This is a genomic window from Dyadobacter sp., assembly GCF_017744695.1.
In the GTDB taxonomy this organism is placed as follows: Bacteria; Bacteroidota; Bacteroidia; order Cytophagales; family Spirosomataceae; genus Dyadobacter.
The window spans coordinates 366091-380529 of record NZ_JAGIAS010000001.1 but is presented as its reverse complement, the minus strand read 5'-3'; the positions used below and the strand labels follow the sequence as shown (position 1 = coordinate 380529).

The 14439-nt window shown below is 50.9% G+C and carries 6 protein-coding genes; 4 read left to right on the top strand and 2 right to left on the bottom strand.

The genetic code is table 11. The features are described from left to right. Positions 1–4 precede the first annotated feature (4 nt). Positions 5–3370: a PKD domain-containing protein gene (locus J7619_RS01390; protein WP_291193161.1), complete on the bottom strand. Its 3366-nt coding sequence runs from the start codon at positions 3368–3370 to the stop codon at positions 5–7. Between the two features lie 120 nt (positions 3371–3490). Then, positions 3491–5665 carry a T9SS type A sorting domain-containing protein gene (locus J7619_RS01385; protein WP_291193159.1) on the bottom strand — a complete coding sequence of 725 codons (2175 nt, stop codon included), beginning with the start codon at positions 5663–5665 and terminating at the stop codon, positions 3491–3493. Positions 5666–6111: 446 nt separating this feature from the next. On the opposite strand from J7619_RS01385, the gene J7619_RS01380 reads away from it, so the two are divergent. From J7619_RS01380 to J7619_RS01365, 4 genes are all read left to right on the top strand, one after another. Beyond that, positions 6112–7755 (top strand): helix-turn-helix domain-containing protein, encoded by a 1644-nt coding sequence (locus tag J7619_RS01380; RefSeq protein ID WP_291193157.1) that lies wholly within the window; start codon positions 6112–6114, stop codon positions 7753–7755. Between the two features lie 738 nt (positions 7756–8493). After that, on the top strand, positions 8494–10839 hold the full coding sequence (locus J7619_RS01375) for a T9SS type A sorting domain-containing protein (RefSeq protein ID WP_291193155.1): 2346 nt from the start codon (positions 8494–8496) through the stop codon (positions 10837–10839). Between the two features lie 102 nt (positions 10840–10941). Further along, positions 10942–11637: a LuxR C-terminal-related transcriptional regulator gene (locus tag J7619_RS01370; protein WP_291193153.1), complete on the top strand. Its 696-nt coding sequence runs from the start codon at positions 10942–10944 to the stop codon at positions 11635–11637. Positions 11638–11700: 63 nt separating this feature from the next. Then, positions 11701–14313, top strand: a complete 2613-nt coding sequence (locus J7619_RS01365) for a reprolysin-like metallopeptidase (protein ID WP_291193151.1) — start codon at positions 11701–11703, stop codon at positions 14311–14313. Positions 14314–14439 lie beyond the last annotated feature (126 nt).

The window sequence follows — 14439 nt, the reverse complement described above, 5'->3', positions numbered from 1 at the left end:
AATGTCAGCGGGTCAGGTAAATGTTCCCTCGTAGTTTTCCGGATTTTTTTTGATCAATGTAGCGCACGTCGGCTTCGTAAACGTACATATCGGCCGGCATTTCCTTGCCACCGAAAGTCCCGTCCCAGGATTCTCCCGGTTGCTGGCTGCCGGGTTGGACATCTTTCATTTCAAAGACGATTTCGCCCCAGCGATTGCGGATCCGCAAAAGGCTGATCCTGCTGATTCCCGCTCCGAACAAGGTATAGCGGTCGCCGATGCCGTCGCCGTTAGGGGTAAAGGCCTGCGGGACGTCTATCTGGCATTCCCTGACTACAAATGCCGCCGCACGTTCGGTCGAATCCATGCAAACCCCGCCCTTCACCGTTACCAGTTTTACATCGTATATGCCCGGATCAAAGGGGAGTGCCGGCTCCCGCGCTTCGGCAGTCCGGCCATCGCTGAAATACCATAAGTAGCGGTCGGCTGGCTCGGACTGATTGCGGATAACCACCGGCCCGGGTGCGCAGAACAATGAGTCGCCCACGAAACCAAAATCCGCCTTGGCAGGGGAAACGACGGTTATCGTAGCTTTTTTAGCTATCACCTTGCAAGCCTGTGTGTTGCCGAAGAGGCTCAACGTCGCCTGATAGGTTCCGGCGCCGGGATAGAGATGTTCGGGGGAGTGGCTGAGCGAGTCAAGCGGGCTGCCGTCCCCGAAATCCCACACAAATCCGAACTCGGGAGGCGACTGGTTGGCAAACTTAACGGATGCATTGTCGCAAGCCAGGGAAGGGCTTTCAAAGGTTCCGGAGGGTGCTTCGCTCGTTCTGATGGTCAATTGAGTAGAATCGGAACCGCAGTCGGTGTATGCGATAAGCGTCACTTTGTACTCGCTTTTACCTTTGGAAAATGCGTGCGTCGGATTGGCCGTGGTAGCAATGGTGCCGTCGCCGAACCGCCATAACCAGCGAACGGGTTTGGGGACCGACGCGTCCGTGAATTGTACCACTTCACCCGGGCACACTTCCGATTTGGAAATGGTATAGAGTGCTTTTACAGTGCTGGGATACACGCTAATGGCCACCGAATCATTGTCCGCTCCGCATTCGCCGGAGACTTTCAATCTGACTATATAGGTGCTGACCTTGTCTTTCGCTGAAAACAAGTGAGACAGCGTGTCGCCGGCGGATGCCAACGTGGTGCCATCGCCAAACGACCACACCGATGTTTTTTTGTCATGCCCCGTGGAACGATTTGAAAACAGGAGCGAGGCAGGCGTGCACCTGAGCATGGTCGAATCGACACCGATCTCGGCACGTGTTCCTGGCCGTACCGTGATTTGTTTTACATCTGTTTGCCCTCCGCAGGCATTGTCAGCCGCTACGCTGATTTGATAGACGGAATCTTTTCTGCTCGTATTTTCAAGTAGTTTAGCTGGAAGCTGGAATCCCGTGAAAACAGTCTGGCCATTTACTTTCCAGACGTATTCGATCCCAGGCTCAGCATTGCCATTCACATTGAAAGATACACTTAAAGGAGCGCAGCCGGCTGTTGTGCTTGGTATGAAAGTGATTTTCCCCGGCGGACGGGTAATGGTGACTTCGCGCGTGAGCGTATCGGCACAAGCACCTGCACGCGCGATGAGGGTAATGGTTTGTTTGCCCGGCGATAATTGAAGTTCGGGACTTTCTTCGCTCGCAACGACTGCCTTATTGACCATCCACACATAGGTTTCCGCACGCAACGACGCATTCACCGGCTTAAAGGCTTGTCCGGCACACCCGTCCTGAATTGAAAACGCTGCTTTCGGGCTGCCGATCGTTACCTTCGCGAGCGCTTCCGCCTTGCAACCGGTCTTGCTGGCGACGCTATACCGGATGTCAAATTCGCTACCCGATAATCCGGCTGTAAAAAGGGTGTCTACTTTTATACAACCCGAACAGGAAGCTGTCGTCCACTGGCCGCCTGCCGGGGCTCCGGAAAGTTTGATCCAGGAAGTGCCTTCGCAAATGGACTTATTATCGGCGGTGGCCTGAATACCTTCCACAGACACCTTCACAGATGTGGTCATCAGGCATTTACCCGTGCCGCGGGTGTAAGTGACATTGAAAGTGCCCGGTGTTTTGGGAACAAAGAAGCTCTGCCCGTTGACAGTCTCCACGGCATCCCCGCTCCATTCACCGCCCGGGAGATTGGCGGTAAGCAAAATGCGCTCGGAGCTTGTGCAAACGAGGGTATCCTTCGGAATGGATACGATTTTTACCGGTTGGGCCGGCGAAACGCTGAATGTATCGCTCGCCATTTGTGTACCGCAGGCGTTCTGGATTTTGGCGACGACAATGTAAGGCGCGGACGCAAATTTTACAGGAATTTCCTGTGCGGGCGAGAATGGGGTGCCATTGATGGTATAAACTGCCCCCGGGACCGGATTGGCTACCTTGTAGGTTATTTCTTCACAAACATCCGGCTGCGGCGTAATGGATGCGGATGTGGTGCTGATTACCTTGTATTTTCTGGTGATTTTCCGCTCACCGCAACTGTTGTTTACGGTCAGCGTAACGGTGTATTCCTTCGCCTCTTCCAGTTTGACCTTAACGGTCGCATCGTTGGGCTTGGTCTTGCCTTGATAACTGTACTTTCCACCCTCGATATTCCACGCGTAGCCGGACTCGTCCTGCGAAATACTGCCGTCGAGGTCGATGACGCCGCCGCCGGTCAGGCACACCACGGTGTCTTTTTCAATGACCGACACACCCGCAACTTTAAAATCCGGAACAGGTGGTTTGGCGAGTTTAAACTCTGTCTCGGCGGTACTGGTACCACAAACTTTGGAAGTGGCTGTCAGTTTAACTTTGTAGGTTTTTGTAGGGTCTGTAAAAGAAAGATAGGGGTAGGTATCGGTGCTGGTTCTGCCGTCGCTGAATTCCCATAGAAAGTCGACACCATAAGTGGGGCAGCTTTCGTTTCTGATCGTCACAGTGGTACCGGCGCAAGCGGCATCGATCACCGGTCGGGCTTCCGGCCTTTTCTTGAATATCAGCAAATAGCCCTTGTTATCATTTCCGCAACTTACGGCGCGGATGTTGAAGTTGTATTCGATCTCGGCATCACTGCAATTCTTGGCGAACTGCCTGAGGTCGTACACGTGCGTGGCTTTCTTTTCGCCAGTCAGCGTGACGCGCTCCATTTTGCCGTCGCCCCACCTGATTTCGTATTCTTTCGAGTCGCAAAAACCGGGTTTAAGATTTAGACAGAGTTCGTAGGTCGAGTCGCTCGGCGTTACGCAGAGTTCGCCGGTTCCTGTGCAGAACTGGAAATCGACGGGTATTTGAGCATGCGCAGAGATAGCCAGGCATAGGAATAGCAAGGTCAGTAAAAGGTATTTCAATGCAACTTCATTTTAATAACACAGAAAGACAGAGGGTTGGGATCAAAGATCCGGGCTTTAAAGATAGCATTCTGCCGGAAATAAGTCACCAATTTTTTACTGCGAACCGGGCGCAAAATATCAACGGGTTACGGCTATTTTTTCCGTGCGGACCTGGCCATCCCGCATGGTTAGTTGCAGCAGGTAAAGCCCCGGGTGCAGCTCCCTGATGGCGATACCGTCACCGGTGAATTTGTGTTTTTCGAGAACAACTTTGCCGGCAGCGTCAGTCATGCGCAGCGATTTGAGATGATCTGTCACGTCTTTGGCGAAGTAGATCCTGTCAAAAGCGGGATTGGGAAATGCGGGGGCAGCTTCCAACCCGAAATCGAGCGTACGGATTCTCGAATACGCATAGGCCCCGTCCTGACCGTCTGCGGTGTGATCGATCATTTTCAGCCGGTACAGGTTCCAGCCTGAAAGCGGCTGGTTATCCTGAAAGAAATAATCCCTGTCTACCACGCTTTCTCCCGCGGATTGCACTTCTCCGATGCGTTTCCATTGCTTGCCGTCGCTACTGCGCTCAATGTCAAACTGCCTACTATTTGTTTCGGAGGTCGTCGACCATTTCAGCATCGCCATGCGACCCTCCCTGCTGACATCAAAATCCCGTAGGGTCACCGGCAATGCCGATTCCATATTGAGCGTCGCGAGCGGATCCCCGAGAATCACTTCGCTGTCGATGTAGGATTGCGAATACCGGTATGCATCGCTGACCGTGTGGCCTTGCGACATCAACGTGAAGGCGCCGTTGCCCATAAACTGATAACCCAATCCGCTGGCACCGTTGGAAGTAATGACGATCAGCAGATCCGCATAGGCGTGCACATTGATCACATTGCCTTTTTCAAGGTACAGGCCGGCCATATAGTTGCTGCTTTTGAAGTGCCCGACGTTGCATGATGCCAGGTGCAGGAGCTGGGTGTTTAGTTGTAATAAATTGTATATGAGGTCGTAACTGTAAATTCCAAAGGCGTGGTAAGTCGGGCTTCCATGCACGTTCATGCTAAAAATTTCGTGCGATCCGTTGCCCAGCCTGTTCAGAAAGTCGCTTTTCCAGATCGGATCGTCTCCTGAATAGTTAGGATCCTTAGGCCCGCTGGTCTCCAGTGCAATGGCTGAAAGCCACCGTCCATTGGCCAGCGCCGTCCCGATCACGGCATCCTCTTCGGCAAAGCCGTCGGCCAGCAATACCCTTTTTTGAAACGTGATTTCTTTATTTCGGAACCGGCGTAGCTTATTGAAGTAATCCACAATGTAGTTGGCCTTCCCGTCGTGGCTTAATGCGGGGTCGGGGATCACCATTCCCATAGAAATCAGGGAGTTCCGTTGCTGAAAAACAGGTTGCCGAACCTCCTGCGTTGCCCTGTAACAGGTGTTATGGTACATCGAACTTTCGAGTACATACGTCTCGGGACTGAACGAATAGTGCTGGTACCAGGGCAAAGTATAATGGGTAAAACTCACCGTGCCGGCGGTAAATATAACGTTACCTGCCTCGTCCAGCAGGTTGCGGCGCACCTCTGTAGATGCATTGTCGCCGATAAAAAACAGGTACGATAAATTGCTGTTCAGGTATTGCTGCCGGATGTGGTTATAGAGCAGCATCTTGGCCGTGCCGTTATTTTCGATATAGTATTTTTGCACGGTAAGCCGCGGGTTGCTGGTTTGCACATCGGTAATGTATTGATCCAGCACGCTCTGCACATAGCTTACATTTCGCCACACCTCATCGATCACCATCAGCATTTGCGTGGGTTTTGCAACGGCGGGGCCGGTTTGAAAAGTAACGGGTTCGGCCATATTGCCGCCGCACGGAGCGCCTTCCAGACCAAAAACCGACGTTTCAAGCCGGTAACGTTTTCCAGGCAGCATCCCGCCCATCGTCAGGTCGACAGTCCGGTTTAACTTGTCGATGGCGCTCGTTGAAAGCCACATTTCGCCTATGGCCTGCTCATTACAGGGGATCTGGCAATCGGGCCAGATCGTAAAAACAAGGGTATAAATGGAATCTATGTTTACTCCGGGGCCGATATCCATCCGGATATGGACCATACTTTCAGGTCTTGCGGCGCTGGGTGTGACGGTAATATCGATATCATAAGCCTGCACCCGGGCCGAAACGTTGGCATCCGCATTCCTGATCAGCTGGTACCTGCGCGATGCCGTATCATAGACCATTTCGCATTGTGTTTGTGCAAAGACCGCATTACAGCTCAGTAACACAGTCAGAAAAAGGTAGATTTTAGTTTTCATGGAATGAATGGCTGAGGTGAATGTCTGCACGGACATTTACCTCAGACACCATAAGTTACGCCGACCGTGGCATGGCCGCTTACTCTCCGGCCTGCACAGGAACAATTACCCCGTTTCCTATCACACCGAAGGTATAAACACCGGCCTGTTTATTCCATTGCTTTACTACCGGCACAATGTGCGTTCTGCGCGGACCTGCTATGGTTGCATCAGCCCAAAAATCTCCCGCTTTGCCTGCGTAAATGCCTGTGGTGCAGAAAATAAAAGAGACGATAAGTGAAAATTGATTTCATTTACCGATGGAGGGATGTTTAGTTTGAATGTCTTAAAGAAAGTAAATATGAATTGTCTTGGGAACAGACTTGTCAAAAGTTATAATTTTACCCCGGAAAGTTGCGAAAGCTTGTGTTCCATTGCCCTCTTCTTTCGATATTTTTTAGACTGGTATGATTACCCGAGCCATTATCCGCATTAGAAAGCGCATCTCTAATCCATTATTTTTTTTACTGCTGATCGCGGGCTTTTGCACGCAGGCGCAGGACCAGGCTTTTGACCAGGCATACGACAAAATATGGAAGGAAGCAGCCCATGCCGATTTGAATGCCGCGATCGTCGCGGCCGATTCTCTTTACAAGGCTTCGTCGGAAGACGTGCACCGGATGAGGTCGATGATGCTTATCGCCCGACTTTATCAGCAAAAGGAGGAGTTGGGAAAATCGGTTGAATATGCCGAGAAACTCGAACGGCTGGCCGTCGAAAGCGACAATTACACCTGGCAGGCGAGAGCCAATGCATATCTGGCAGGCCTATACCGGATGATGGAACTGTGTGGGAAATCCAGAAGCTACTCCCGGAAGGCTCTGGGGATAGTCCCCAAAATTGAGGACGCCGAACAAGCCAACAGCACCCGCGGATTGCTTCTTCAGGAGCTGGGGTTCGCAAGTATGGATGAGGAGGACCATGAACAGGCTATCCGGCATTTTAAGGAGGCAGGGAAGAGCTTTGACAAAATCCAGAAGAACAAGGATTTTAATATCATGAACAACGAGCGATTGATAGGTGACAATTACCGCCTGCTGACTCGCTACGACACTGCCCTGGTACATTACCGCAAAGCGCTCAAACTAAGTGAAACGCAGTCGCCTCACTACGTCATCGGGCTGATCTACAAAGGAATGGCCGAAGCGCTGATGGAAGCAGGGCGCCTGCCGGAAGCAAAAGTTTATCTGGATAAAGCTGAGCACATCGCCGAAGAATCTCAATATCTGCAATTGAAGGACGCGACATATGACCTGGCTAAGCGGTATTATGCCTTGGTAAAGGACCAAAAGAAATTAGCGGCTGCCAAAGAGAAGAGCAGTTCGGTAACCGATACTTTACTGGATAAACGGGCGCAGCTGCTCAACAGGATGTATACCCGATTGGATCGGGATGGGGCAAAGGCGGAGGCGATAAGCAGTGGTAAGGATGTTGTTATACTCTCGGGCTTGCTATTGATCGCGCTGGTGGGTATTCTCTTTACGGCTTACAGAAAAAAGCAAAAACGCCAATTAGCGCAGGTTAGGAGCGTCCTGGCCCAATTTCATAACAAGGAAACCAAGACCCATAACGGCCACACGACGATTGCCCCCGCGGCAGGAGAAGGGCTGCCCGATACGCTACCCGTGGGGGACATAGGAAAAGATGAGCCGGAAATTGGCGCGGGCAATCCTGAAAAACGGATCATGCCGATAGAAACGGAGCAGCATTTGTTGGAAAAGCTGACCGAGTTTGAAAAATCGGATGCATTTCTTGAAAGGGCATTTTCATTGCCTGCCCTGGCCGCGCAGCTAAACACCAATACGAAATATCTTTCCCATCTCATCAACAAGGATAAGAAGACTGATTTTAATGGCTACATCAATAAGCTGCGAATCGATTTTGTAGTCGGTATGTTAAGAAAGGATCCAACCTGGAGACAACATAAGATCAGTACGATGGCCGCAGCGTCGGGGTTCTCCTCCCACAGTCAGTTTGCCGCGGTGTTCAAGGACTGTACGGGAGTGTCCCCTTCTATCTTTATCAAACATCTTACTAGCGAGATAAGATAGACACGCCGTTGCTCCGACTAAAAGTACATTGGAAGAATAGATCGATGTATTTCTACTCTTAGTGCAGTTCGGTAGTATCTCTGTTACGTGGCTTTTCTTATTACTTTTACGGGTTCAAAACACATAATTGTCATGTAAAATGACAGGCGCCGCATGCAGCTTTCTCCACCTGGCATTCAAATGGGTCGTCGGCTTCGAATCGTTATATTTTTGTGTGTTAATCGTCCTATGTTTCGCGAAACTTGTATCAGAATTCAGGAATTTCGATACAGCAAGTCTTGAAGGTCAGGAGTAAGTCCCGTTACATTTGTATCAACAGACACCCCGCTGCTGCTCGCCATTGTGGCCTATGATACTAGATCTTTTTCTATGCTTATTCATGCTAACGGATAGTGACATCAAAACTAAACAGACAACCCAATGCTATTACACATAAGTCTTTTTGCAGGTAATTTTAGTTGGAGGCATTGTGTTTCTGGTTAACCCAAACGCGTGCCCCGGGTGTCTCGCAATTCGTATAGTGAAATCCGGAACTCCATCTGCGGACAAAACGGATTTCGCCGTAAATGATAATCGTTCAATACGCTAACCTGGTGATAGCTATCTGAGAACAGATAGCGTGATGAATCATATTGCCCATAAGGATTCCCCGCGCCATTACTCAATGGCGTATATGTATAACCGTTTGTTTTTTCTTTACGTAACCTTCTTTTTACTAATCTTCAAAAACAGCTACCTATGAAAACTCTTTACACGTTTTGTGTACAGAAGGGGGCACCCTTTTGTCGCTCCGTAATCCCTCCGCTATCAGCTAATTTCTCAAATATCAAAAGGGTATGCTTTTGCATTGGAGTCTTTATCATCGCTTGCTTCGACGACCATTTGCTCGCGCAGAATTGCACCGCAGGAGGAGCTAATCTGGGAAGGCTGACCGACTATTTGTTTGTTTTTACCGATGCAAGTGCAGATGCCAACTGGCAGGGGGCTACCAAGGGGTTCGTTGGTAATGTGGCGGTAAGTTCTACCGCCAGTTTTCGCACCTCGGGGGGAGTCCCGTATGCGGGTACCATATATACGAACGGCAACACGATCGGCGCCTGGAATAACATTGTATCAGACAATTCCGGCCAGGCTTCCGCATCCTTGAACCAAACGGCCTTGCTGACCCAGCTGACCAATGACTTTAACAATGCTTTAACCCAGATTAATGGCTTGACGCCAACGCCCGGCTACAGTGGCGTGAATTCGTCCGTGCTGGATGGGCTGAATACCCAAAATGGTATAGGGCAGACCTACGTAATACACATCAACGCAGGTATGGGAGTTTCCAGCCAGTTGACCGTAAGCGGGGATGCAAATGATTTTTTCGTGATCGTTTGGGACCAGGATAATAACCCGGCTAATGGTTACCAGGGACAGGTCAAGTTTCAAAGCGGTGGTGCTATCGTCCCTGCCGGGAATCTTTCCCCGGCTAATTTCATCAACGTCGCCGGCGATATCAAATCCAGTGGCGGAGGAAATACCCCTGCTTCGCCTTATCCGCAGGGGCCCCGGGTCAATAACGGTACAGGTGCATTAATTGCCGGAGGGGCTGATTTCAGCGGCGGCGGCTTTTTTACCGGCTACTGGCTTACCACGGGCGATGAGAATGGTAACACGTCCAGTCTGAGCAATGGTATTTTTGTTGGGGGATGGTATAGCTCTACCAATCAATTCTCTATGACCAGCGGCACCAGCGGGGTGTATGTGGCCCCATCGTGCCTGGCGTCCGTAAGTGGGAATATCTTTCATGATCCGGACGGGGCATTTGTCAACAACAGTGTAAGTCCTGCGGGCCCCAATGTGATCCCGGCCGGTATATCAGCTTACCTGGTTAAAGACGGGATCGCGGTCGCTAAAACGGCAGTAGGGACAGACGGACAGTTTCATTTCCCTAATGTCCTTCCGGGAGCAGGCTATACCGTGAAGATAAGCGCCACGGATGCAGCATTGGGCGGGGCGCCCCCGGTCGCAACCTTACCCGGCGACTGGTTGAGGACAGGAGCATATAATGGCGATCCCAACACCGGCAATAGCGGAAGCAGTGGGACGAGCCAATCCTTCCAGGTGGTGAATACGGACGTGATTAACATCAATTTTGGTATTCAGCGGCCGCCGTTGGCGCAGTCGCAAAGCTACACCTATCCAACCAGGCCCAAAACAGGTGAGCGTATTGTGCTCAGCGGAACAGGCACCGGCGTACCGGGTGATAATGCGTCGCCTGGCCCCTTACGCGGAAGCGACCCTGAGGACCTTCCCCTGAACGGCCCGCTTCAAAACCGTAAGGTGGCCATCAAATCCCTGGCGGACCACGGTGTGCTGATTTATAACAATCAGCCGGTCGTCCTTACCAACGGGCAGTACATTATCGAGAACTATGATCCCGCCCTGCTTGCCATCGAGCTTACCGACGGCACTTATGCCTCTATGAGCTTTCAATATGCTTTTATCGACAAGGCAGGTGCACAAAGCCCGCCGGCTACTTACACCATCGTAGTTCCAACGACACCGTTGCCGGTAACCCTGGTTGCTTTTCGGGTAACGCTTAACGAAAATCAGCCGCTGCTTAGCTGGGAAACCACTTTTGAATCCAATAGCGACTTTTTTGAAATCCAGCACAGCCAAAATGGCAAAGACTGGCATGTGGCCGGTCAGGTTAGTTCGCATGGAGAAAGTGCTTCGCTGCTCCGGTACCATTTCGTCCATACGCAGGCAATGACCGGTACCAATTACTATCGTCTGCGGATGGTAGACCACGACGGTTCATTCGCATTCAGCAAAATCCTTGCTTTGGAGTTCAAATCCGGATTGAAACTCTCAGTTTATCCAAACCCCGTCTCCGATCGGCTGAACATAGCCGTCGACCGGCCCGAAGCCATTAGCAGGATCCTGATTTATACAAGCGCGGGGCAACTGGTGAAGGACCTGACCTCTCTCCCGCAAAAAGGGATCGATGTAACCTCATTGGTTAATGGAATATACATACTAAAAGCACACTATGACGATGGAGGGAGCGTTGCCGGAAAAATCCTGATTTCCAGGTAAACGGCAGTCTTTTCTTGATCGGTCCGTTCAAAACAGGCTAAAAGGACAACCCGTATGATGTCAATACGGGCTCCTTTTTAATTGATTCCCTAACCGAGAACCATGATTCATTCTCAGCCGATGCATATTGTTATTATTGGTAAGGCTGCCCTGGAACGATGGGGGCTTGCCAAAATGGTAAGTGAAAAAATAGAAAATGCGGAAGTTGTCAGTCTGGAAGATCCCCAGGCCGTAGCATTGCAGGCGGTGCCGGCTGACATAGTTGTGCTATGTCTTTCCCAGATCGACTCCGACCATGAAAATCTTTCACGCTTGCAGGACACCTTGAAGAGATATGCCAGATCACGCATACTTATTCTGGAAAGCGTTTCAGAAAAGCAGCCGTTCAAAAACCTGTCTGCTTACCTGAGCAAGGGGATTAGCGGGTATGTAACCTCGATGGATTTGCCGGAAGTATTTGAGAAGTGTCTGAACAAGCTTTTGTCGGGCAACAAGTATATCTGTCCTGATGGTTTGGAGTGGCTGCTGGGCCTGGCGGTGCAAACCAAGGTTGAAACCGTTACGCTGACCAGGAATGAATTGAATATCGCCGAGCAGCTGTTGGTTGGGCGTTCGGTTACCCAGATTGCCCGAGAATCCAACCGGAAAGCATCCACGATAAGTACCATCAAAAAGACCATACTCCGGAAAACCAATGCGAAGAATATTATCATGCTGGGAGAGGTGCTGAAATCCGGCCAGAGCGATGTGTTGGTCAAAAGCCGAAAGCCCGCCGCAGTCAACATGGAGCATTCCTAAGCTTGGCTACCGAAAGTATTGTCCGTCAATTAAAACCATCATATTCACTTATTCTCACAAACCATGAAGATTTATTTTACGCTTTTACTTGCACTTCTTTGCCAGCTTACCCGAGCCCAAAAGGGATTTTTTGTCGAGACAAAGATCGACAACGTCGCCAGGGCCAGGGCTGCCGAGTACGTTACTAACTTCTCCGTTTACCGTATCCATTCCACAGGCCTGAGAAGCTACCTGTCGGCGGCGCAGCCCGAGTTCCCCAGAAAGTTTGTGGCGGGGATACCCCTGGAAGTGCCGTTGCCTGACGGCACTGTCGAGATTTTCGAAATTTTTGAATCATCGATCCTGGCGCCTGCGGTCGCCCGTAAACATCCTGAAATTAAAACGTATTCCGGAAAGGGAAAGCAGCACCCGGGTTATTCGATCCGGATTAATCTCACGTCCAGCGGCTTCAGTGCCATTATTCTGGGTGTGCAAAGCGATGCGGTTTATTTCGAAAAGCTCGATGACAACGCCGCGGACAGCTTGTATAAAAGTTACTTTACCCGGGATGCGGTAAGCCCGCAGAATAGCACGCAAAAAAACGCCAACAACCGCTGCGGCGCGCTGGATTTCGGGCTCCAACCGAATAACCTTCCGGTAGGCGGGGCTAACGAACGTACCAATGCCGCATTGGCAACCGGAGCTACATTGCGGACGTTTAAACTGGCTGTGGCCGCTGATGCCGAGTTTACTGCCCAAAAAGGAGGTACGCAAATGGCTGCCTTCAACGCCCTGACAAACTATGTGAACAACTTGAATGCGGTGTATCAGAAAGAGCTGAGCGTCGCATTGATGCTGGTAAGCGATGAAACCCTCGTTTATACGAATACCGCCACCGATCCCTACAACAACGACGACCAGGTAGCCATGCTTACGGAAAACCAACAGAACCTGGATGCAACCATTGGTAATGCCAATTATGATATAGGACATGTACTGGGTACTACTCCCGGATCGGGCGGCGGTATTGCGGTAAGGCCTTCGGTATGCGCTGCTGAGCTTAAGGGGCAAGGTGTTTCCGGCGTGGGTGACGGGTCGTATGCGGAAGTTTTTGACTTTCAGCTCGTAGCGCATGAGGTAGGGCACCAGTTCGGCATGTCGCATACGTACAACAGCAATGTACCCGTATGTACGACCCGCGCGCTGGAGACTTCGGTCGAACCCGGTGCAGGTACTACCATTATGAGCTACGGATTTACCTGCAACAACACCAACTCCGCAGACGGATTGGTTGGGGACGATGACTATGAAACGCCATACGCGCCATTCCTCAACTTTCACGCTGTGAGTCTGGACCAGGCCAATGCATATGTGGCTACCCTGGACTGTTTTAGTGAGACCCCGACAGGCAATGCAGTCCCCGCAATTGCATCTATGCAAACCACCTATACTATCCCAAAATCGACCCCTTTCGTGTTGGAAGGACTGGCCAGTGACGGCGACGCGGCGGATGTTTTGAGCTACTCCTGGGAAGGGACCAATATCAGCGACGAATCGGATAAAACATTGCTTACTGCAACGACTATTTCAGATCAAACGAGGCCCCCGTTTTTCAGATCGTACGTTCCGGTCCAATCCAATGAGAGCGCCAATCCGGGAAAAAGGTACTTTCCGAGGCTTTCGGCCATACTCGACGGCTCCAATTACGCCAAAGGGGACAAACTGCCTTCGATTGGTATCACCACGACGCACAGGCTTACCGTGAGGGACAACAAGGGTGGGGTCGCTTCGGAAAACGTGACGGTGGATATCGATGCCAATTCGGGACCATTCCTGGTGACCAACGATCCGTCGGGTACGTTAAAAGGGAACACTCAGCTCAATGTCGAATGGAGCGTCAACGGTACCACGGCGGCACCGGTAAATTGTACATTGGTCGATATTTTCCTTTCGATCGATGGAGGCAATACCTTCCCGCTGCTTCTTGCCGGGGGCGTACCTAACTCTGGTGCAGCAACCGTCACGCTGCCCGACACCAATTCCACCCAGGCCAGGATCAAGGTTGCTTCCAGCACCAGCAACGCCAATGGCAATTCTCCCAGCATCTTCTTCGATATTTCAAATCAGAATTTCAGCATCGAAAAATCTTCCATGCCGGTCAGGCTGATATCCTTCGATGTGTCCGAGAAAGAATCCGGTACCGCGCTGCTTTCCTGGAAAACAGCCGACGAGGTCAATAACTCGGGTTTCGATATTGAAATAAGCCTTAATTCGATCGACTTTGTAAAAGTAGCTTTCGTGGAAGAAAACGGCGGCAACCCTGTCAACTACTATCACTACACGGTGGATGGCCTTTCGGCGGGCAAGTACTATTTCCGTTTGAAGCAAATGGACTATGACGGTACATTTGCCTATTCCAAAATCCGCGCCCTGCAGGTAGCAGGCAACGGGCAGGAGATGGCAGCAATCTATCCCAACCCGGCCGGCGACAAAATCAAAATCAACCGCAGCTTCCTGGAAAAGGACGCCGCTATCGTGAAGATTTTTGATGCGAACGGAAAACTTGCCCTGACCATGCAGGGCAGCCAAACGGGGCCTGTCAACGAAATAGACATCAGCCAGCTTACACCGGGTCTTTACATTCTCAGCCTGCAAACCGGGGCCGGTTCGAAAAATTTGAAATTCTTTAAGTTGTAGCGGAAACAGGATAGTTCGCAATGAGCTACCAAAGAGAATAATTATAAGTAACGTTGAGGACTAAACGGTAAGGCTGCGGGCATTGTTCGCAGCCTTCCTTGTTAATTCGGGCAGATTGGAAATGCT